The 20,691-nt window shown below is 71.0% G+C and carries 18 protein-coding genes; 7 read left to right on the forward strand and 11 right to left on the reverse strand.

Going from position 1 to position 20,691, the window contains the following annotated elements:
- Positions 1-113: 113 nt before the first annotated feature.
- On the reverse strand, positions 114-1,379 hold the full coding sequence (locus AC1DS4_RS11455) for a cysteine desulfurase-like protein (protein WP_477632847.1): 1,266 nt from the start codon (positions 1,377-1,379) through the stop codon (positions 114-116).
- 131 nt (positions 1,380-1,510) lie between these two features.
- Here AC1DS4_RS11455 and AC1DS4_RS11460 point away from each other — a divergent pair, with 131 nt between their 5' ends.
- Positions 1,511-2,476: a DUF429 domain-containing protein gene (locus tag AC1DS4_RS11460; protein ID WP_477632848.1), complete on the forward strand. Its 966-nt coding sequence runs from the start codon at positions 1,511-1,513 to the stop codon at positions 2,474-2,476.
- A 22-nt stretch (positions 2,477-2,498) separates the two neighbouring features.
- Here the strand turns inward: AC1DS4_RS11460 and dnaB are convergent, their stop codons facing one another.
- Positions 2,499-3,866, reverse strand: a complete 1,368-nt coding sequence (dnaB, locus tag AC1DS4_RS11465) for a replicative DNA helicase (protein ID WP_477614185.1) — start codon at positions 3,864-3,866, stop codon at positions 2,499-2,501.
- Positions 3,867-4,323: 457 nt separating this feature from the next.
- On the opposite strand from dnaB, the gene AC1DS4_RS11470 reads away from it, so the two are divergent.
- The 3 genes from AC1DS4_RS11470 to AC1DS4_RS11480 all read left to right on the forward strand — a co-directional run bounded on the left by AC1DS4_RS11470 (position 4,324) and on the right by AC1DS4_RS11480 (position 6,350).
- A complete protein-coding gene (locus AC1DS4_RS11470) occupies positions 4,324-4,596 on the forward strand; it encodes a DUF2277 domain-containing protein (RefSeq protein ID WP_477614186.1) in 273 nt (90 codons plus the stop codon).
- Between the two features lie 91 nt (positions 4,597-4,687).
- Positions 4,688-5,533: a hypothetical protein gene (locus AC1DS4_RS11475; RefSeq protein WP_477624556.1), complete on the forward strand. Its 846-nt coding sequence runs from the start codon at positions 4,688-4,690 to the stop codon at positions 5,531-5,533.
- Positions 5,534-5,660: 127 nt separating this feature from the next.
- Positions 5,661-6,350: a DNA alkylation repair protein gene (locus AC1DS4_RS11480; protein WP_477624557.1), complete on the forward strand. Its 690-nt coding sequence runs from the start codon at positions 5,661-5,663 to the stop codon at positions 6,348-6,350.
- On the opposite strand, the gene AC1DS4_RS11485 is transcribed toward AC1DS4_RS11480, so the two are convergent.
- Positions 6,337-7,536 (reverse strand): MFS transporter, encoded by a 1,200-nt coding sequence (locus tag AC1DS4_RS11485; RefSeq protein ID WP_477624558.1) that lies wholly within the window; start codon positions 7,534-7,536, stop codon positions 6,337-6,339. The genes AC1DS4_RS11480 and AC1DS4_RS11485 overlap by 14 nt on opposite strands.
- Positions 7,529-8,341: a PIG-L deacetylase family protein gene (locus tag AC1DS4_RS11490; RefSeq protein WP_477632849.1), complete on the reverse strand. Its 813-nt coding sequence runs from the start codon at positions 8,339-8,341 to the stop codon at positions 7,529-7,531. The genes AC1DS4_RS11485 and AC1DS4_RS11490 overlap by 8 nt, the downstream gene beginning before the upstream one ends.
- 100 nt (positions 8,342-8,441) lie before the next feature.
- Between AC1DS4_RS11490 and AC1DS4_RS11495 the strand changes: the two genes are divergently transcribed.
- Genes AC1DS4_RS11495 through AC1DS4_RS11505 form a run of 3 tightly spaced genes read left to right on the forward strand, consistent with a single transcriptional unit; the run spans position 8,442 to position 12,978 of the window.
- Complete coding sequence (locus tag AC1DS4_RS11495) at positions 8,442-10,907, forward strand: glycoside hydrolase family 3 protein (RefSeq protein ID WP_477632850.1); 2,466 nt, start codon at positions 8,442-8,444, stop codon at positions 10,905-10,907.
- Between the two features lie 40 nt (positions 10,908-10,947).
- The gene (locus AC1DS4_RS11500) at positions 10,948-11,613 is read left to right on the forward strand and encodes a TetR/AcrR family transcriptional regulator (RefSeq protein WP_477614192.1); all 666 of its coding nucleotides are present in this window, start codon (positions 10,948-10,950) and stop codon (positions 11,611-11,613) included.
- Positions 11,614-11,622: 9 nt separating this feature from the next.
- Positions 11,623-12,978, forward strand: a complete 1,356-nt coding sequence (locus AC1DS4_RS11505; protein ID WP_477632851.1) for an MATE family efflux transporter — start codon at positions 11,623-11,625, stop codon at positions 12,976-12,978.
- Between the two features lie 299 nt (positions 12,979-13,277).
- On the opposite strand, the gene AC1DS4_RS11510 is transcribed toward AC1DS4_RS11505, so the two are convergent.
- The 7 genes from AC1DS4_RS11510 to AC1DS4_RS11540 form a co-directional block, all read right to left on the reverse strand.
- Positions 13,278-14,801 carry a gamma-glutamyltransferase gene (locus AC1DS4_RS11510; RefSeq protein ID WP_477632852.1) on the reverse strand — a complete coding sequence of 508 codons (1,524 nt, stop codon included), beginning with the start codon at positions 14,799-14,801 and terminating at the stop codon, positions 13,278-13,280.
- Between the two features lie 136 nt (positions 14,802-14,937).
- Positions 14,938-15,384 carry a 50S ribosomal protein L9 gene (gene rplI / locus AC1DS4_RS11515; protein ID WP_477614195.1) on the reverse strand — a complete coding sequence of 149 codons (447 nt, stop codon included), beginning with the start codon at positions 15,382-15,384 and terminating at the stop codon, positions 14,938-14,940.
- Positions 15,385-15,410: 26 nt separating this feature from the next.
- The gene (rpsR, locus tag AC1DS4_RS11520; RefSeq protein WP_056884210.1) at positions 15,411-15,647 is read right to left on the reverse strand and encodes a 30S ribosomal protein S18; all 237 of its coding nucleotides are present in this window, start codon (positions 15,645-15,647) and stop codon (positions 15,411-15,413) included.
- Positions 15,648-15,818: 171 nt separating this feature from the next.
- Entirely contained in the window at positions 15,819-16,376 is a 558-nt protein-coding gene (locus tag AC1DS4_RS11525; protein WP_477632853.1) for a single-stranded DNA-binding protein, read from the reverse strand.
- 88 nt (positions 16,377-16,464) lie between these two features.
- Positions 16,465-16,752 (reverse strand): 30S ribosomal protein S6, encoded by a 288-nt coding sequence (rpsF, locus tag AC1DS4_RS11530; RefSeq protein ID WP_056921396.1) that lies wholly within the window; start codon positions 16,750-16,752, stop codon positions 16,465-16,467.
- A 182-nt stretch (positions 16,753-16,934) separates the two neighbouring features.
- The gene (locus AC1DS4_RS11535) at positions 16,935-18,389 is read right to left on the reverse strand and encodes a glycosyltransferase 87 family protein (RefSeq protein ID WP_477632854.1); all 1,455 of its coding nucleotides are present in this window, start codon (positions 18,387-18,389) and stop codon (positions 16,935-16,937) included.
- Positions 18,386-20,581, reverse strand: coding sequence for a transglycosylase domain-containing protein (locus AC1DS4_RS11540; RefSeq protein WP_477632855.1), 2,196 nt, complete (start codon positions 20,579-20,581; stop codon positions 18,386-18,388). The genes AC1DS4_RS11535 and AC1DS4_RS11540 overlap by 4 nt, the downstream gene beginning before the upstream one ends.
- Positions 20,582-20,691: the final 110 nt, after the last annotated feature.

A 20,691-nucleotide genomic window follows, 5' to 3' on the forward strand; every position in this document is an offset into this window, starting at 1 on the left:
ATGCGCCGTGGTGGTACGCCACCGGGTCCGGGGCAGCCTTGCTCGTCGAGTCTACGCGCGAAGCGGCGGCGCAGACAGGTGCCAAAGCAGCAGTGGGCGGCGAGCCACATTCCTCAGAACGGGTACGCCTGCAGACCCGTCACCAGCCGGTCGACGTCCTCGTCCGTCGTGTAGGACGCGACGCCCAGGCGGAGACCACCGGCGTCCCCGAGCCCCAGGACCCGGGACGCCTCGACCGCGTAGAAGTTCCCGGCAGGGGCGTTGACTCCCCGATCGGCCAGGTGGCGGGACAGCGCCGTGCTGTCCTGGCCCTCGAACGTCACGAGGATGGTCGGGGTGCGGTGGTCAGCCCGCGAGTGCAGGGTCGCGCCGGGGAGCGCCGACACCTCGGTCTCCAGACGTTCGCGCAGGCCCAGCTCGTGCCGGCTCACAGCTGCCATAGAGCCGGCGAGCCGCTCGCGCCGACTGCCGTCACCGGGCACGATCCCCGCCAGCACGTCGACGGCCGCAGTCACTCCGGCCAACAGTTCGTAAGGCAGCGTCCCGAGCTCGAACCGCTCGGGAACGGCGTCGGAGGAGGGCAGGAGCTTGTCGGGGTGAAGCGTCTCCAGCAGTTCCGGGGTCGACGCCAGGGCGCCGCAGTGCGGGCCGAAGAACTTGTAGGGCGAGCAGGCCACGAAGTCGGCGCCCATGGCCGCCCGGTCGATCAGCCCGTGGGGGGCCAGGTGCACGGCGTCGACGTAGAGCAGGGCTCCAGCGCCATGGGCGATGTCGGCGATCTCCGGAAGGGCGGGCCTGGTTCCGATCAGGTTGGACGCGGCAGTAACGGCGACGAGCCGGGTCCGGTCGCCGACCACCTCGGCGAAGGCCGCAGGATCGAGGTCACCGGTGCCTGGGTCGAACTCTGCCCAGCGCACCGTCGCACCGACCGCCGCGGCGGCCAGCACCCACGGGCGGATGTTCGCGTCGTGGTCGAGCCGACTCACGACCACCTCGTCCCCCGGACCCCAGCCGCGGGACAGGGTCCGCGCCATCTCGAAGGTCAGCGCCGTCATGCTGCGGCCGAAGACCACTGCAGTCGGGTCCGCGCCAAGCAGGTCCCCCACCGCGGTCCGGGCATCGCGCACCGCAGCGTCGGAGTTGCGCTCCGCGTGGGTGACTGCGCCCCTGGTCGACATGGGGGAGGTCAGCTGGCGGGCAATGGCATCGGCCACCGCCTGCGGGTTCTGCGAGCCACCTGGTCCGTCGAAGTGCGCCGCCCCTCCCCGCAGCGCGGGGAACTGGCCGCGCAGGGCCTCGACGTCGAACGAGGCCTTGGCAGCGAGCGAGGTTTCCGCAGCGAGCGGGGCGGAGTTCGGCTGGGACTCGGTCGGCGGCATACCTTGCACTGTGCCATCCCGCGCTCGGGCAGACTCCGGCACACCCTGATCGAGGGTTCGGCGCGAGTCGTGGCACGCTGGCGCACGGCGCGCTGCGCCAGGCGGACACGACCGAACGGCGGTGAGCAGACATGGCGGGCGAGGCGAGCGCGCACGACCTGTCCATCGAGCTTTCCCAGCAGGCGGCCGCCCTCGCCGCGAGGCTGGATGCACCTGCAGCGGCGGGGTTCACGGCCGACGAGCCCGCCGCGAGCGGACAGGTGGCGGAGGCAGTGGCGGCGATCGCGACCACGCTGCGACGCCTCGGCGACGCGCTCGGGGTGGAGGTGGGCGACCTCGCCACGCGGCCTACCGATCCGGAGACGAAGCCACCCGGCGGGCCGACGCCGGCGCCGCGCGTGGAGGTGACCGTGCCCGTGCTCGGCGTCGACGCGTGCAAGGCCGGCTGGGTGGGCGCCATCCTCGAGCCCGGCGCGCCGCGGCCGCGCATCGCCGTCGCGGCCACCATCGCCGCGCTGGTGGAGATGGTGCGCCAGACCCTCGACCTCCAGGCGGTGGCGATCGACATCCCCATCGGCCTTCCCGACGACAGCACCCGTCAGGCGGACGTCCTGGCGCGAAAAGCGTTGAAGGGCAAGGCTTCCTCGGTCTTCACCACGCTGACCCGGGCGGCCTACGAGCAGGGTTCGCGGGAAGCCGCGGACGCGGTCAACCGCACCAGGTCCGGTCAGGGAGTGGGCGCCCACGCCTTCGGGTTGCGCGACAAGATCCTCGAAGTCGACGCCTGGGTGCGCAGCCGACCGACCGTGGCCGTCTTCGAGGTGCACCCTGAGCTGAGCTTCGCCGTCATGGCCGGCGCACCGCTGATCGCCGCGAAGAAGACCGACGAGGGACGCTCGGCCCGGCTGGCGGCCCTTGCCTCCGCGGGCATCGCGTCACCGTCAGTGCTCAAGGGCGACGGGTATGCCGCGGACGACGTCCTCGACGCGTGTGCCGCCGCGTGGACGGCGGCCCGTCGCACGACCGGACTCGCACGTTCGCTCCCGGAGCCGCCCGAGACCTTCTCCGACGGCATACCCGCAGCGATCTGGGTCTGACGCCCCCGGCGGGGTGGGCCGGTCAGAAGCCGTCGCGGGCCATGTTAGCGAAGCGCGAGTAGTGGCCCTGGAAGGCCAGCACGATGTCCTTGGTCGGACCGTTACGGTGCTTGGCCACGATCACGTCGGCCTCACCCTCGCGGCCCGGGTCGGCCTTGTCGCGGTGGAGCAGGATCACCATGTCCGCGTCTTGCTCGATCGATCCACTTTCTCTCAGGTCGGACATCTGCGGGCGCTTGTCGGTGCGCTGCTCGGGACCACGGTTCAGCTGGCTGATCGCGATCACCGGCACCTCGAGCTCCTTGGCGAGCAGCTTGAGCGCACGCGAGAACTCCGACACCTCCTGCTGGCGCGACTCGACCTTCTTGCCCGAGCTCATCAGCTGGAGGTAGTCGATCACGACCAGCTTGAGGTTGTGCTGCTGTTTGAGCCGGCGGCACTTGGCCCGGATCTCCATCAGTGACATGTTCGGCGAATCGTCGATGAACAAGGGCGAATCCGAGATCTGACCCATGATGCGCGCGAGCTTTTTCCAGCCCGCATCACCGATCGTGCCCTTGCGCAGGTCCTGCAGCTGGATCTGCGCCTCGGCCGAGAGCACACGCATGGTGATCTCTGACCGGCTCATCTCGAGCGAGAAGACGGCGGTCGCCATCTTGTGCTTGATGGCAGCCGACCGGGCGATGTCCAGGCCCATCGTCGACTTTCCGACGGCCGGCCGGGCAGCGAGGACGATCATCTGGCCAGGGTGCAGGCCGTGGGTGAGCTCGTCGAGCTCGATGAAGCCGGTCGGCACGCCGAGCATCTCGCTGGCGTCGCGCCCCGCGGCCACCTCGATCTCGTTGAGCGTCTCCTCGAGGATGTCACCGAGCGCGTGGTAGTCCTCACCGCCGCGCTTGTCGGCCACCGCGTAGACCTCGGCCTGGGCGGCGTTGACGATGTCCTCGACGTCGCCGTTGCCCTGCTGGTAGCCGAGCTGCACGATGCGGGTGCCGGCCTCGACGAGGCGGCGCAGCACCGCCCGCTCACTGACGATCTCGGCGTAGTAGCCCGCGTTCGCAGCCGTCGGGACAGCCTGGATGAGGGTGTGCAGGTAGGCCTGGCCGCCGATCCGCTGCAGGTCACCGCGCTTGGACAGCTCGTCCGACACGGTGATCGCGTCGGCCGGCTCACCCCGCCCGTAGAGGTCGAGGATCGCGTCGTAGATCAGCTCGTGAGCGGGTCGGTAGAAGTCGGTGCCGCGCAGCCCCTCGACGCAGTCGGCGATCGCGTCCTTGGACAGCAGCATGCCGCCGAGGACGGACTGCTCGGCATGCAGGTCCTGAGGGGGAACGCGCTCGTCGCTCGGCGGCGGTCCGTCACCGCCGGTGCCGAACGCACTCGTGCTCAACTCCGCAAGAGACACCCGCGCAACTCCCCTGTCACTTCATTCGACGTGCACCGCATCCGCCATGCATTTCAAAGGTCACCGCACTCCACGGCACCACATCCGACGCCCACTGGCGGCGACTTCCACCGGTGTGATTCGAGTACACCAGTGCCCACCGACATCTCGCGTCTGCGACACCAGAACCATGTGACCCGGCACAACGTATGGCCGCCCGCCCCGCACCTCAAACCAGCCCTGTGGACAGGGTGGGGACAAGGTGTGCGCAACGCCCGACTTGCTTGTGCACAGTCGGGGGATAACCCTGTGGATTTCGCGACGCCTGGTCGCACAACCCGCCGCTGACCTGCAGGTTCGTGATCCACCGGGTGTGGACCCAGGAAATTTTCGGGCGTGTCCACGCTGTGGCTCGTCCACATGACGCGCGACACACTCGGCCGCCCCGACGTAGCCTGACCGCATGTGCCGAAACATCCGCCAGCTGCACAACTTCGAGCCCGCCGCCACCTCCGACGAGGTCCGCGCCGCGGCGCTCCAGTACGTCCGCAAGGTCAGCGGCAGCACCAAGCCCAGCGCCGCCAACCAGGCCGCCTTCGACGAGGCCGTCGCCGAGGTCGCGCACGCGACCCAGCACCTGCTCGAGCACCTCACCACGACGGCGCCGCCGAAGGACCGTGAGACCGAGGCGGCCAAGGCCAGGGCCCGCGCACAGGCGCGCTACGGCGCCGCCTGAGCCACGCTGACTGAGCCTCGCGCCGTGAGCCCCGCGGGGCGGGCTGTGGATATCTGCCGGGTGGTCCCGCTGTCGCTGTCATGGTGGGGACATGACGTCGCCACCACCTTCGCCGAGCCACCGCACACCGCCCGCTGCGGCCGGGGCGCCGCTGAACGACCCTTCGGACTGGTCGACCCGGTGGACGGACGAGGCGGAAGCCGAGGCAGCCACCACAGCCCGCGACGCGCGCGCACAGACCCTGGGTCGTCGGGCCCGTATCACCCACCTGGTCCTCGTCGACGGGCTGCCCGCCGACCACTGGGTGGAGGACGGCAGCGACGGCCGGTGGGAGCCCTCGGCGCGGCGTCGCCGCCCGGCGCTGACGATGGCGACCGACCACCTCGACCGCGAGCTGCGGTGGCTGGACTGCCTCGTCGGGGGTCGTCGCGCCTTGCTCGACCTCGACGACCGCCCACTGGTCACACGACCTCTCGACCTGCCTGAACTGCCCGTCGACCTGCTGGTCAGGGCGCACAGGATCAGTGCCGAGTGCGACCGCCTGGCTGTCGAGGCGTTCGGGCTCGAGGAGCTGGTGGCCGCTCTGCGGCACCTGCTCGCCGCAGCGCTGACCGCCGACCCCGGCATGCTGCTGCGCAGCACCCGTGACGACTCCGCGATGGGGGCACTCGTGTGGGCAGCCGCCCAGGCCAACGCACTGATCGGGCCGACGGGTCAGCTGCTGGCGCGCGACCTGTGGCCGCGACTGGGCGTCGCACCGTCCGCTGCCGGCCGCGGGGCGGCCCTGCTCGATCGGCTGGCACCCGGCGCCGACCTGGTCGTGGCACCACCGGGCGCGCCGCGGTTGCGGCCGACCGGCCTGCCCGGGGCCCTGCTCGGGTCCACCCGGGCCTTGCTCGTGGCGCGACGCGACGAGGCCCTTGCCACCGGCACGTGATCCCCGCGCGCTCCCCGCACGATCCCCGCCTTCCCCGCGCGATCCCCGCGCGATCCCCGCGCGATGCCCGGGCGACGCCTGGGCCCTGTCCCTCCCGCTTGTCGGAGCAGGCTGGGATGCTGCCTGCGTGACCCACCCCGTCGTCGATGCCGTCCGGACCGCCCTCGCCGGGGCGGGCGACCCCGAGCGTGCGGTGAGCCAGCAGGCCTACATGAAGTCGTCGATGCCCTACCGCGGCCTGACCTCCCCCGAGCTCAAGGCGCTGCTGCGACCGATCCTGGCCGACCCGGCATACCGGATCGAGGGGCGCGGTGAATGGGACGGCGCGGTGCGCGAGCTCTGGGACGGTGCCACCCACCGCGAGGAGCGGTATGCCGCGACGGCGCTCACGGGACACCGCGCCTACCGCGAGTGGCAGGACCCGGACGTGGTCCCGCTCTACCGCCACCTCCTTGTGACTGGCGCCTGGTGGGACCACGTCGACGAGGTCGCGAGCAACCGCATCGGGCCGATCCTGTTGTCCCACAAGGCGACCATGACACCCGTGGTGCGCGGGTGGGCGACGGACGACGACCAGTGGCTGCGCCGGACCGCCATCATCAGCCAGCTGACGTTCAAGGAGCAGACCGACCTCGCGCTGCTGCGTGAGGCCATCGAGCCCAACCTCGCGGACACCAGCTTCTGGATCCGGAAGGCGATCGGATGGGCTCTGCGCCAGCACGCGCGGACCGACCCGGACTGGGTACGTGCGACCGTTGCGGAGTACGGCGACAGGTTGAGCGGACTGAGCCGGCGCGAGGCCCTCAAGCACCTCTGACGGGATGGGCCGGACGGACGACGACCCGCGCCACTGCCAGGGCGGCCAGCGCGGACCCCGCGGCCACGAGGAAGGCTGCGCCGATCTGCCCTGCGTCCGACAGCGAGCCTGCGGCGGCGGCACCCGCCGACGAACCCACCAGGAACGCGGAGATCAGCCACGCGAACGCCTCGGTGGTCGTGCCGACCGGGGCCAGCCGGTCGACCAGCTGGAAGACGCACGTGAGGACCACCGGCAGGCCGACCCCGCTGGCGACGGCGAGCAGACCCATCACCAGGGCGTTCGACGGCACCCAGGCCAGGGCGGCATACGTCAGCGCGACCAGTCCCAGCCCCAGCAGCAGGTCACGGCGCGGATCGCGGTGGGGCGCGCGCGGGCTGTAGGCAACCCCGCCGACGAGGGCTCCGAGGGCGTTGGCGGCCACGAGCCAGGGTGCCAGCCCGCGGTCGCCGGTCGACTCGGCATAGGCAACCAGCGCGACGGCCGGCACCCCGATGGTCAGTCCCACGAGCGCAACCGCGGCGTACAGCACGCACAGCCGGCGCGAACGCAGCGGTCCGAGCCAGTGCCTGTCCTCGTGCACGGGCGGCACCCACGCACCCGAGGCGCGCGACGCGACGAACCAGGCAGTGCCGGCCAACCCGATGGCAGCGGCCGCCACCAGCCCGCCACCGCTGCCACCCAGCTGGGCGACCAGGACGACCAGCGGACCGATCACGAAGATCAGCTCCTGGGCCGCCGCGTCGAGCGCAAACGCCGACGGCACCTGGCGCGGCGACAGCACGGATGGCCACAGGGTGCGCAGGGCCGGCTCGAGCGGTGGCGTCGCCAGCCCGGCGACCAGGGCCACGAACAGCGCGCCTCCGGACGGCACCCACGGGAGCACCGCGAGCGCGAACGACGAGACCAGCCCACCCAGCACCAGCGCGGCGCGCTGTCCACGCAGGTCCATCACGCGCGAGAGGGCAGGCCCACCCAGGCAACACCCGAGGGAGTATGCCGCGGTGAGCAGACCGGCCCGGCCGTAGCCGCTGCCGGTGTCGCGGGCGAAGAGCACCAGGGCGAGCGGGACCATGCCATTGGGCAGTCGCCCGACCACGGCGGAGAACAACAGCCGCGCGACCTGGGGAAGGCGGAGCAGGGCGACAGGACCGAGCGGCGCGGCTGCCCGGGCGGCGTCAGTCACCGAACGGCCAGCCCACCTGCATCCCTGGGTGCTGGGCACGGTCGAGGCCGGGCTCGAGGTAGTGCTCGCGCCCGAAGAAGATCGCGAAGAAGTCCGGGGGCATCGAGAGCATCCCCTCGATGTCACTCGCCTGGCTCCGGTGCGCCTCGAGGGAGGCGCGACGCTGCTCGAGGTAGTCGCCCACGTCGACCTGCCAGGTGATCTCGGCCTCGGGCGTGCCGAGCGGGTTGCCGTCGTCCATGGGGCTGTCGGGGTCGAACGCCTTGTCCCCGGCACCGGCTGCCACCGCCGCCTGGAAGACCCCGCGCACGGCGTCCCGGTTCATCGTCGACTCGAGCAGTCGAGGGCGACGGGCGGCCAGCTCGGCTGCGCGGTGGACCACGGCGTGGACCTTGACGTGGTCGGGGTGGCCGTAGCCGCCGTGCCAGTCGTAGCCCACCAGGACGTCGGCATCCTCCTCATCGAGGATCGCCGCGAGCCTTGTCGCCGCCTCGTCGAGATCGGCACCGGTGAAGGCGCCCTCGTCCGAGTTCTGCGCCCAGCCGGTCATGCCCGAGTCGCGGTAGCCCAGCCACGCGATCCGTTGGACCCCCAGGGCATCCGCGCTGGCCTGGGCCTCACGACGACGCCAGTGGACCAGGGTCTCGCCCTCGGGGAGGCCGCCGGACGGGAGCTCGCCATGGTCGCCATTGGTGGCGAAAACGGTGACGACGCGGTGCCCCTCCGCGACGGCACGGGCCATCGCACCGGCGGTCTGGGACGCCTCGTCGTCGGGGTGGGCGTGGAGGAAGACGATCGTGGACACGACGCCATCATGCCAACCGCCTCCGCCCCGGTGTCTCAGTCCGCGAAATAGTTAGCGGTAACTATTTACTGGCTGCCCACGCTCCGCTGCACTGGGAGCCGTGACCTCCACCGACTTCAGCGCCTTCGTCGCCACCCTCGACCTTGAGACCAAGGTGCGCCTGCTCACCGGCGCCACCTCCTTCACCCTCCACGGCGAGGACTCGATCGGGCTCGCGCCGATGGCCTTCTCCGACGGCCCCACCGGCGTCCGTGGTCTCAAGTTCACCGGCGGTGACCCTGTGGCGCTCTTCCCCAACGCCACCCTCCTCGCGAGCGCCTGGGACGAGGACACCGCCCACGAGGTCGGGGAGATGCTGGCCGAGGAGGCCGAGCGCCAACAAATCCACGTCGTCCTGGGGCCGACCATCAACCTGCACCGGTCCCCCCTCGGGGGCCGGCTCTTCGAGGCCTACTCGGAGGACCCGCTGCTCACCGGTCGTCTCGCCGCGGCATACGTCAAGGGCTTGCAGGGCAAGGGAATCGGTGCCTGCCTCAAGCACCTCGTGGCCAACGAATCCGAGACGCTGCGCAACTACATGAACTCGGTCGTGAGCGAGGAGGCGCTGCGCGAGGTCTACCTCCTGCCGTTCGAGATCGCTGTCGAGGAGTCGCAGCCCTGGTCGATCATGGCGGCCTACAACGACATCAACGGAGCCGCGGCCACCGAGCAGGACCACGTCAACAACGAGGTCGTGAAGGGCGAATGGGGCTGGGACGGCCTGCTCATGAGCGACTGGTTCGCGACCAAGACCTCCGCCCCGGCGGCGCTCGGTGGCCTCGACCTCGTCATGCCCGGCCCTGACGGGCCATGGGGCCAGGCGCTGGTGGCCGACGTCGAGTCGGGCGCCGTGCCCGAGTCCGTCATCGACGAGCACGTATGCCGGCTGCTCCGGCTCGCGGAGCGGGTCGGCGCCCTGGGTGGTCCGGAAGGTCACCGGGCGTGGCCGACGGACTCGCCGGCACCCGATGCACCCGCGCGCCGCGAGCAGCTGCGCCGACTGGCCACCGACGGCATGGTCGTCCTGCGCAACGAGGGCGGGGTCCTGCCGCTCTCGGGTTCGGGCTCCGGCACGGTCGCCCTCATCGGGCGGCACGCCGTGGAGACCGTCTGCATGGGTGGCGGCTCGGCCCAGGTCAACCCGCCCTACCAGGTGTCCATCGCCGACGGCCTGCGTGCCGCGATCGGCGACCGGCTGACCGTGGTCGATGGTGTCGAGGTCCGCGAGCGCCCACTCCCCGCCTCGACCACGGTGATCAGCGACCCCGAGACCGGCGCACCCGGCATGCAGGTCGAGCACGTCGACGCGGACGGTGTGGTCATGCTCTCCGAGGACGTGGGCGGCGCTGACGTGACGACGGGCTGGGACGAGACCCTGCCGCGCCCGACCGAGCAGCTGCGGCTGCGCGCCCGGCTGGTCGAGGGCGGCCACGTGCGCCTCGGTGTCCTCGGCACGGGTCGGTGGACGGTCAGCCTCGACGGTGTGGAGCTCGGCGGAGGAGACCTCGCCGCCAGTGGCGCCGACCCGGGTGAGGGCATGTTCAAGCCTCCGCGCTGGACGACCGAGGTCGACGCGGAGCCGGGCTCGCTGGTCGAGGCCGTCCTCACCATCGTGCGGTCCGAACCCCAACCCGGCCCCGACGGCAAGCTGAGCACGCTGTCGCACGTGCTGGCCTCGGGCATGGGCGTCAAGTCGCTCGTGGCCGGCCCGGTGCCGCCCCCGGCGGATGACGTCATCGAGGCGGCGGTCGAGGCCGCGCGCACCGCCGAGGTCGCCGTGGTCGTCGTCGGGCTCACCCCGGAGCAGGAGACCGAGGGCACCGACAAGTCCACCCTCGCCCTGCCGGGCGACCAGGACCGGCTGGTGTCAGCGGTGGCCGCCGCGGCCCCCCGCACGGTCGTCGTCGTCAACGCCGCCACCCCTGTGCTGATGCCGTGGGCCGGTGACGTCGACGCCGTCATCGTGGTCGGGCTGCCGGGGCAGGAGGGTGGACACGCGGTGGCCGATGCCCTCCTCGGGCTGCGGGAGCCCGCCGGCCGACTGGTGACGTCCTGGCCGGCAGCGGACGGCGCGGCCCCGGCGTGGGACGTCGAGCCCACCGACCTGCAGCTCGACTACACGGACGGGCTGTTCGTCGGCTACCGCGGCTTCCACGCCGGTCACGCGGACGCCCCCGCACACTGGCTGGGCGCTGGTGACGGGTACGGGTCGTGGGACTACGAGTCCGCCGAGCTCACCGAGGCGGGAGTGCGTGTCACGGTGCGAAACACCAGCGAACGACAGTCTCGCGAGGTCGTGCAGGCGTACTTCCAGCCCGCCGACCCCGACCAGCCGGTCCGGCTCGTCGGGTGGGGCTCGGCCACGGTGGCAGCGGGTGAGCGCGTCGAGGTGGAGATCGCCACGGACGCGAGGCTGTGGCGCCGGTGGGACACGGCGGCCGGCGAGTGGGGCGCCCCCCTCACCGGAGGCGAGCTCCTGGTCGCCCGCGGTCTGGGCGACATCCGCACTCGGCTCCCCCTGGCCTGACGGTCGTGACCTTCCCGCACCACCGTCCCGCACAACGGTCGTGAGCACCGCACGACGGGGGCGCGGCCGGCCCAGGGGTGCGGCCGGCACCGGCGACACCCGTGAACGAATCGTCGAGGCAGCCACCGAGCTCTTCGCCGAGCGCGGTTTCCACGCGACGCCGATGACCGCCATCGCCACCGCGTCGGGCTTGAGCCAGACCGGCCTGCTGCACCACTTCGCCTCCAAGGAGGACCTGCTCGCGGCGGTGCTCGAGCAGCGCGACCTGCGCGACCTCGCGAGCCTGTCCGCCCGACGCGAGGCACCCGCCCGCGGCTGGGAGGTGCTCGACGACATGGTGGAGCTGGTGCGGCTCAACGCCCGTCGCGAGGCGATGGTCCGACTCTTCACCAGCCTGGCCGGCGAAGCGGTCGACCCGGCGCACCCGGGACACGACTGGCTGCGGCGGCACCACGCGAGTGCCGTCGACTCACTCACCCGCGCCCTGACCGACGCCGTGGCCGACGGAAGTGCCGAGCCGGGGCTGCCAGCGCCGGCCATCGCCCGGCAGTTCGTCGCCCTCATGGACGGGCTCCAGCTGCAATGGCTGGTCGCCCCCGACCAGGTGGACATGGCTGCCGACGTCGAGTCCTACGTCGCCGGGCTGCGCGACCGCTGGGCGACCGCTGGGCGACCACCACCGAACAGGTCTCCGGCCAACCGTTAGCGTGGCGCGGTGAGCAGAGGGCAGGTCGGTGCGAGGTCGGCGCAGAGCCGCGACATCCTGCGCCTCGCGGTCCCCGCGTTCCTCGCCCTCGTCGCCGAACCCCTGTTCCTGCTGGCCGACTCGGCGATCATCGGCCACCTCGGCACCGCCCAGCTCGCCGGCCTCGGAGTCGCGAGTGCCACCCTCATCACCGCGGCCAACATCTTCGTCTTCCTCGCTTACGGCACCACCTCGATCGTGTCGCGCCAGATCGGCGCCGGCAGCGAGCGCGGCGCCCTGGAAGCAGGCATCGACGGCACCTGGCTCGCGGTCGGGCTGGGGGCAGCGACCTCCATCGCCGTCGCCTTCGCCGCCGAACCGCTCTGCCGGGTCTTCGGCGCGTCCGAGGACGCCATCGGGTATGCCGCGACGTACCTTCGCATCTCGGCCCTCGGCATCCCCGCGATGCTCGTGGCGTTGGCCGCCACGGGGGTGCTTCGCGGGCTTCAGGACACCCGGACACCGCTGGTGGCCTCGGTCGCCGGATTCTCCTCCAACGTGGTTCTCAACCTCCTCTTCGTCTACGGATTCGGTTGGGGCATAGCCGGATCCGCGTGGGGCACCGTGATCGCGCAGACCGGCATGGCGATCGGACTCGTGACCGTCCTGGTGCGCCACGCGCGCCGGGCAGGCGCCACTCTGCACGCGCATCCGGGCCGCGTCCTGCGCGCCGCGCTGACCGGCATACCTCTGCTCGTGCGAACGCTGGCGCTTCGCGCGATCCTGTTGGTCACCACCTGGGTCGCCGCCGGCCTCGGTGACGTGCCGCTGGCCTCGCACCAGGTGGCGGCGACGGTGTGGAGCTTCCTGGCGTTCGCCCTCGACGCCCTCGCCATCGCTGCGCAGGCGATCACGGGCAAGGCGCTCGGCGCCGGTGACGTAGCTGCGGCACGCGCCGCAACCACCACGATGATCCGGTGGGGCATCTGGGGAGGAGCACTCCTGGGGCTGGTCGTCCTGGCGGTGCACTCGTTGCTGCCCGCGCTCTTCACCACCGACCCCGCCGTGCGGTCGGCGTTGGCCGCCGCCCTCATCGTGGTGGCCCTCGGGCAGCCCCTGGCCGGCTACGTCTTCGTGGTGGACGGGGTGCTGATCGGTGCGGGTGACGGTCGCTGGCTCGCCAAGGCCATGGCGGCGACGCTGGTGCTCTACCTGCCCCTCGCCCTCTGGGTGCACGCCACCGGTGACGAGCTGCTGGCCCACGGTGCGCCGCGAGCGGTCGTCGTCCTCTGGGTCGTCTTCACGGCGTTCATGGCGATCCGCGCGTGCTTCTTCTGGTGGCGGATCCGCGGCGACGCCTGGGCCGTGACCGGCGCAGCCCGCTGACCCCTCGCGCGGGGCGCCGACTTGTTGCCGGCCGGTGGTCACCCAAGGCCAGTTCGGGGGGTCCGCTGACGATCTGCGCGCAACAAGTCCAAGAGCTCGCCGACTTGTTGCCGGCAGGTGGTCACCCAAGGCCAGTTCGGGGGGTCCGCTGACGATCTGCGCGCAACAAGTCCAGGGCTCGCCGACTTGTTGCCGGCAGGTGGTCACCCAAGGCCAGTTCGGGGGGCCCGGTGACGATCTGCGCGCAACAAGTCGTCATGAGGCCGGGCGGGTCGCCGGGCCGGGCGGGCCGGGCGGGGTCAGGCGACGCGGGTCGCGGCCTCGCGGCGGGAGTCGCCGGCGGCGTCGAGCGTGCCGTCGGCCAGTCGCCGGGCCGCACCGACACCACCGAAGAACATCGACCTCGGGCCGTGCGAGAACGACGGCAGCCCCAGGCTCTCCACCGCAGCAGACACTGCGTCGTCGTCCTCGTGATCGACCCGCGTCGTCCCGTCCTCCAGGATCCGCACGTGCACCCGCGTCGCGTCGATCGCCTCCTGCATCGGGAGGCCCTCGAGGCAGTAGCGACCGAGCACCTGCATCAGGGCTGTCGTGATCCGGTCGGCGCCAGGGCTGCCGATCGCGAGCGCCCCGCCGGACCGCGAACGCGCCACGGACGGGGACATGTTGGAGGCGAGGCGGGTGCCGGGAGCCAGCGCGTGCAGCCCGAGCCTGTTCAGCTCGGGTTCACCGAGGCAGTTGTTGAGCATCAGCCCGGTGCCGGGAACCGTTGCGCCGGAACCATACCCGCTCGATGCGGTGATCGCGCAGATCGTGCCGTCGCTGTCGACCGCCGAGACGTGGGCCGTCGAGGAGGAGGTCGGCAGGCTGGCCAGCCCGTTGCGGTCGACCGACTCCAGCAGGGCGTAGCCGTCCTCCTCGAGATCGGTCGACAGGTCGTGCACCTGGTGGCGGTAGGACAACACCCGCCGCTGGATCTCGATGATGCGCGCCCAGTCCCAGCCGCCGGTCGCGAGCTCACGCAGCATCACGGTGAGCATCGGCCCACCCACCGAGGGAGGCGGGTTGAGGGCCAGGTCCCACTCCCCGAGGGTAAGACGCAACGGCGTGCGGACCACCGCCCGGTAGGCCGCGAGGTCAGCGGCGGTGATGAGGCCACCGCGCGCGTCACTGTCCGCAGCGATGCGGGCGGCCAGGTCGCCGGTGTAGAGGGAGCGGGCTCCCTCGGTGGCGATCTGCTCGAGGGTGTCGGCGAGGTCGGGGTTGGTCGCCTGCTGACCGGCTATGACGATCTCGCCGTCGTCGCCCCTCACCAAGGGCCTGGTGTGCTCGTCCCACCCGAAGACCAGCTCCCCGGTGATGGCGAGGTAGCTCGCCGCGGCGCCACCGATGGCATAGCCGGTCCGGGCTGCCACGATGCTGGGATGCAGGACGTCCCGCCACGTCGCCGCACCATGACGGTCGTGGGCCACGCCCAGGGCTGCGAACGCGCCGGGCGTCGCGACCGAGCCGTGACCGGCATACAGGGTGAGGCCGCCGCCGTAGGAGGTGGTGACCTCGCGAAGCCCCGTCCCGAACTGCGAGGGGTCCAGCCCACGACCGGGCATCTCGACGTTGCCGTCGATCACCTCGGGGTCCCCGCCGGCGGGCCAGACACTGACGAAGGCGCCGCCCGCGACCGAGACGATGCCCGGCTCGGTGGTCATCGCGGAGACCATCGCCGCGATGGCGGCGTCGACGGCGTTGCCGCCGGCAGCGGCCGCCGCGAGGCCGGCCTCAGCAGACGCCGGTCCGGTCGCCGCGATCGCCACGCGTGGTGTCATGCGCCCGATTCTGTCCCATGCCCCGAACTCTCGCACGGGGCCACCCGCGCCCGAACGGACCCCGAAAGGGTGCCGGGCGTGACGAAGGCCCGGCCCCGCCGTGCAGCGGGAGCCGGGCCTTCGTGCAGCGGCTGGGTCAGCCGGCGACGACGTCGAGCGTCACCTTGGCCTGCACCTCGGGGTGCAGGCGGATGAGCGCCTCGTGGCTGCCGACGGACTTGATCGGGGTCGTGACCTCGATCTTGCGCTTGTCGAGCTCCGGGCCACCGGCCGCCTTCACGGCGGCGGCGATGTCGGCGGTCGAGATGGCACCGAACAGGCGACCGGAGCCACCAGCGTGGGCCACGACCTTGACGGCCTTGGCCTCGAGGTTGCCCTTGATGGACTTGGCCTCCTCGAGGGAGTTGATCGCCCGGACCTCGCGGCCCTTGTTGATCGAGTCGACCTGCTTCTGCCCGCCCTTGGTCCACGCGGTGGCCAGGCCACGGCGGAACAGGAAGTTGCGGGCGTAGCCGTCCTTGACGTCGACGACGTCACCGGCGGTCCCGAGGCTGGAGACCTCGTGGGTCAGAATCACCTTCATGGTTCAGATCCTCCTAGCGCCCGAGCTCAGCGGGACGAGCTCGAGTAGGGCAGCAGCGCCATCTCGCGGGCGTTCTTGACCGCGGTGGCAATGAGTCGCTGCTCCTGGACGGACACACCGGTCACCCGACGAGCGCGGATCTTGCCGCGGTCGGAGATGAACTTGCGCAGCAGCGCAGTGTCCTTGTAGTCGATGTTCTCGACCTTCGCCGCCTTCAGCGGGTTGGCCTTCTTCTTGGGCTTGCGCACAACGGGCTTGGCCATCGTGGTGCTCTCCTTCTGCTGAGAGTCTCAGCGGATGAGCCCTGGTCTCCCAGGGATGGTGTGTTTCACGTTTTCTGGATGATGCTGTTCAAACGGTGGGTATGCCGCGTGGCCGGCTTCCCCGTGGAAGCTCACCACCCGGCATACCGAGTGATCTGTGCCTGTGACCGATCAGAACGGGGGCTCGTCGTAGGACGGCGCTCCGCCGCCCCACCCGCCACCCTGCTGGCCGCCACCCTGGGGTGCCGACTGCGGAGCGGACTGCTGGCCACCGGACGGGCCGGTCGCCCACGGGTCCTCCTGCGAGCCACCCTGGCCACCACCCTGGCCGCCACCGGCGAAGCCGCCACCACCGGCTCCGCCGCGCTGGGTCTTGTTGACCTTCGCAGTGGCGTAGCGCAGGGACGGGCCGACCTCGTCGACCTCGAGCTCCATGACGGTGCGCTTCTCGCCCTCTTTGGTGTCGTACGAGCGAGACTTCAGGCGACCGGTGACGAGCACGCGAGTGCCGCGCTGCAGCGACTCGGCGACGTTCTCCGCCGCGTCACGCCACACCGAGCAGCGCATGAACAGCGTTTCGCCGTCCTTCCACTCGTTGGACTGCCGGTCGAACTGCCGCGGCGTGGAGGCCACGGTGAAGTTCGCGACGGCAGCACCCGAGGGGGTGAAGCGCAGCTCAGGGTCGCCGGTGATGTTGCCGATGACGGTGATGATGGTGTCGCCAGCCATGGAGCAGGTCCCCTGTTCGTTTGGGTCAGGTCTGGTCGAGCAAGCTCTTCAGAGCCGGCTCAGTGTTCAGAAACAGATCGGGTGCAGCTCAGGCGCCGGGGCGCAGGAGCTTGGTGCGCATGACCGACTCGTTGAGGCCGAGCTGGCGGTCCAGCTCCTTGGCCGTGGCCGGCTCTGCGGTGAAGTTGACGACGGCGTAGATGCCCTCGGCCTTCTTCTTGATCTCGAACGCCAAGCGACGGCGGCCCCAGATGTCGATGTTGTCGACGGTGCCCTTGTCCTTGGTCACGACGGTGAGGAACTTGTCGAGCGACGGCGCGACGGTCCGGTCGTCGAGCTCGGGGTCGAGGATGACCATGAGTTCGTACTGACGCATGCTGATAACCCGCCTCCTTTGGTCTATGGCGGTCACGGTCTCTCCGTGACAGGAGGGTTGCAGTGCGATCCCCTGCGAAGCACCGTCGAGGTGCGCCGCCGGGGAACCTGGAACAGAGTACCGGGACACAGGGACATCGACCGAATCGTTGTCCACAGGCCCCGATTCCGGGCGGGCGCCCCTCAGGCGAGGCGGACGAGCAGCTGGTCGGGGGCGTCCGTGAAGTCGCCGGCCAGCTCGTCGACCACTGCGTCGGAGTCGTCGGCCTGGTCGAAGTCCCGGAAGTCGTCCTTCGGAAGGTCCCCCGTGTCCTGGCCCAGCAGCTCCTCGGAAGAAGAGACCTCCGGGGCCTCGGCGCGCTGCGCGGCGGTGTACCAGACCCGCCACACGAGGTAGCCGACGGCGAGGACGCGGAGGGTGAGGGTCACGGCATACCAACCGGCCGGGAGGCCCCGGTCGGGCTTGGACAGGCCGCCGACATAGAGCCACACGGCGACGAAGTGGAGGGCCTCGGCCCCTGCCCACAGCAGGTGGTCCCGCCAGCGAAGCCCGCACAGCGCCACCAGCGGCAGCAGCCAGAGGGAGGACTGCACGGGGAAGGTCTTGCCGGCCAGGAGGGCGAGGGCGACCAGGACGAGGGCGACCTCGGCCAGGGTGGGCCGACGTCGGGTGCTCAGCGCGAACATCGCGCCCGTTAACGCGGCCAGCAGCAGCCCCACCACCGTGAGCAGGGTGCTGACTCCGGCGGGCAGGGGGTGACCGACCAGGTCGGGCACCATCCACAAGGAGCCCAGACCGGCGGGGCTGTCCCACCACTTCTCGTACGGCACCACGATGGCGCCGGGGTTGGCGACCAGGAACGGCAGCAGGACCACCCCGACGGCCCCGGCCGCGGCGGCCAGCGTCCGCCCGGCCGCCTCGAGGCGGCCGGTGCGCAGCCCGAGGACCACGAGGGCCAGCAGGATCAGGACGGGGTAGGTCCGGGCGGCGACTGCCAGGCCCAGGAGGGCACCGGCCAGCGCGGGGCGTCGCCGGCTCCAGGCCCAGATGCCGGCGCTGGCCAGGGCGACCCCGAACAGGTCGGGCGACAGCATCGCCGTGAGCAGCAGCACGGGGCTGAGCGCGACCTGCGCGGCCTTCGCGGAGTGCCGCGGACGCGAGGCGGCGGTGAGGTGGACGATGGCGATGGCGAGGCCGGTGCCGAGCAGGGCCCACAGGGCGAAGTACCACCGGGTCTGGTCGAGGAACGACCCGTCCGGCACCAGACCTCCCACCCAGGCCATCACCGAGCCCGTGAGCACCGGGTGGTCGGCCCGCGCACCGTCACCAGCGAGGTAGGACGCCAGGCCGTCGTCGAGGTTGCCCAGCTGGTAGAGCGCCGGCAGGTCGGAGAAGCAGGCGTGCCAGAACTGGTCCGAGCCGGTCCAGCCCTTCTGGATGCAGTGGGCGCGCTCGGCGACCGACAGCGACATGGTCGCAGCCGTCGCGACGAGCAACGGCACGACCGTGGCGACCCACGAGACCGCCCGAGCCGAGACGTGCCGGCCCAGTGGCCCGCCGGCGACCGCCAGCGCACCACCGGGCAGGAGGTCCGACGTCGAGGGGACGTGCGGCGCCGGGTCGTGCGGCCGGGTCACTGTGTCGTCGGGGGTGGTCCGCCGGCGCCGAGCGTGATCGTCGTCGGCGGCGGAACCGTGGCCGTCGGCTTGCCCGTGCCCTTGGTCTTGGTCGGGGTGGGCGTCGTCGTCGTGGTGGTCGGCGTGGTGGTGGTCGTCGTGGTCGTCGTGGTGGACGTCGTCGTCGGCGGCGGGGTGTAGACCTTGTCGTCACCGAGGCCGGCGCGCTTGGGGAAGTCGACGACCTTCTGGCCCTTGAGCGCCGCGGTCATGAAGTCGGTCCAGATGTGCAGCGGCACGGTCGCACCGGTGAGCTCCCCGACGCCGGGGATGTTGTTCATCGACAGCTCCTCGCCCTTGGGGCCGGTGCTGTAGATGCCCACCGCGGTGGCCAGCTGCGGGGTGAACCCGTCGAACCAAGCCGCCTTGTTGTCGGTCGTGGTGCCTGTCTTGCCTGCGACGGGCCGCCCGAGGTTCTGGGCGTACACGGCGGTGCCGTCCTTGACCACCTGCTCCATGGCGTCGACCGTGTCGGCCGTGACGTCCTTGTCGAAGGCCGCCTTCTTGACCGGCTTGGCCTTGTAGTTGAGGTCGCCGGGTCCACCCTTCACGGAGCGGATGTAGTACGGCGTCACCCTGGTGCCCTGGCTCGCGATCGTCGCGTAGGCGTTGGCCATGTCCGTCACCGTGACGTGCGACGTGCCGAGGACGTTGGCGTAGTTGGTCCCGAGCCCCTTCTCCGGCAGACCCGCTGCGACCGCTGCGTCACGGGTGGCCTTGGGCCCGACCTTGATGTTGAGCTGCGCGTAGACGGTGTTGACCGAGTGGCCGGTGGCCGTCCGCAGGTCGATGTTGCCGAACTGCTCACCCGAGCCGGGCCCGAAGTTGCGGACGCCGCCGCGGCGCAGGAAGTCGGTCTTCGCCGCGGAGTCCTCGAACTCCTTGAAGTACTGCGGGCTGCGGCCCTCGAACTTGGTCTTGGTGCTGATCGGCTGGTCCTGGGACAGGGCCGCCAGCAGGGCGAAGATCTTGAACGTCGACCCGGCCTGCATGCTGGCCTGGGTAGCGGTGTTGAACTGTTCCTTCTGGTAGTCCGCACCGCCGTACATCGCGACCACGGAGCCGTCCCCGGGCTTGATCGAGGTCAGGCCGACCCGCAACGACGACGTGCCCTTGCCCTTGGGCATCCGGGCCTTGACCGCGTCGACGGCGGCCTTCTGCGCCTTCTGGTCGATCGTGGTGACGATCCGGTAGCCACCCTTGTCGATGTCGGTGTCGGTGAGCTTGAGCTTGGCCTTGAGCTCGCGCTTGACCGCGTCGGTGATGAACCCGTTCGGTCCGGCGGCATTGCGGTTCGGCTGGTACTTCACCAGGGACTTGGTCGGGAACGTCGCCTCGGCCCGCGCCTCAGGCGTCAGCCAGCCCTTGGTCACCATGCCGTCCATCACGTACTTCCACCGGGCCTCGGCGTTGGCCTTCTGGGACTCCCCGAGACCGGGGTCGAAGAACGACGGTCCCTTGACGACCGACGCCAGCAGGGCGCCCTCGGACGGCGTCAGCTTGGACACGTCCTTGTTGAAGTAGGCCTTCGACGCCGTCTGGATGCCGAACGCCCCGCGACCGTAGTAGATCGTGTTGAGGTAGTTCTCGAGGATCGTGTCCTTGGACTGCTGCTTGGCGATCTTGATGGAGATGATGATCTCCCGGCCCTTGCGCGACAGCGTCTGGTCCTGGGTCAGGAAGTAGTTCTTGACGTACTGCTGCGTGATCGTCGACCCGCTCTGGGCGGTGCCGCCGGACAGGGTCGTCCAGGCACCCCGGAGGATGCCGGTCGGGCTGATCCCGGAGTTCTGGTAGAAGTTGCGGTCCTCCGCAGCCAGGTGGGCCTCCTGCACGGCCTTGGGCACCTGCTTCAGCGGCACGGACTCGCGGTTGACCTCACTGATCCGGTCGATCTCGGTCTTGCCGTCGGCGTAGTAGATGATCGATGCCTGCGCAGCGGCCAGGTCGTTCGGCTTGGGAGCGTCGATCATCGAGTAGGCGACGAAGAAGCCGATCGCGAGGAGCAGGAACCCCGCCAGCGCCGTGAGGCCGAGCCACTTCGCCCACCGCCTGCCGGCGCCGCCCTTGGGCCGGGCCGTCTTGGCTGCCTTGGCTCGGCGGGTCTGCCCCGCCTTGGCCTGGGCTCGCGTCTTCGGACGTGGGGTACTCATGTGACCTTCCCGATCGGCATACAGCTGGCGCAGGCACCGACCCTCGGGCCGCCCTTGCGCGCAGTCAAGTGGCCCTCAGTATGACTGGCGGACTTCTGAATCGTGCATTC

It is taken from the genome of Pedococcus sp. P3_C7 (assembly GCF_056402615.1).

Excerpts from the sequence above, each read along its gene's own strand:
- AC1DS4_RS11525 (WP_477632853.1), bottom strand. The coding sequence starts at position 16,376 with ATGGCTGGCGACACCATCATCACCGTCATCGGCAACATCACCGGCGAC.
- AC1DS4_RS11470 (WP_477614186.1), top strand. The coding sequence starts at position 4,324 with ATGTGCCGAAACATCCGCCAGCTGCACAACTTCGAGCCCGCCGCCACC.
- rpsR (WP_056884210.1), bottom strand. The coding sequence starts at position 15,647 with ATGGCCAAGCCCGTTGTGCGCAAGCCCAAGAAGAAGGCCAACCCGCTG.
- AC1DS4_RS11475 (WP_477624556.1), top strand. The coding sequence starts at position 4,688 with ATGACGTCGCCACCACCTTCGCCGAGCCACCGCACACCGCCCGCTGCG.
- AC1DS4_RS11540 (WP_477632855.1), bottom strand. The coding sequence starts at position 20,581 with ATGAGTACCCCACGTCCGAAGACGCGAGCCCAGGCCAAGGCGGGGCAG.
- AC1DS4_RS11510 (WP_477632852.1), bottom strand. The coding sequence starts at position 14,801 with ATGACACCACGCGTGGCGATCGCGGCGACCGGACCGGCGTCTGCTGAG.
- rpsF (WP_056921396.1), bottom strand. The coding sequence starts at position 16,752 with ATGCGTCAGTACGAACTCATGGTCATCCTCGACCCCGAGCTCGACGAC.
- rplI (WP_477614195.1), bottom strand. The coding sequence starts at position 15,384 with ATGAAGGTGATTCTGACCCACGAGGTCTCCAGCCTCGGGACCGCCGGT.
- AC1DS4_RS11455 (WP_477632847.1), bottom strand. The coding sequence starts at position 1,379 with ATGCCGCCGACCGAGTCCCAGCCGAACTCCGCCCCGCTCGCTGCGGAA.
- AC1DS4_RS11460 (WP_477632848.1), top strand. The coding sequence starts at position 1,511 with ATGGCGGGCGAGGCGAGCGCGCACGACCTGTCCATCGAGCTTTCCCAG.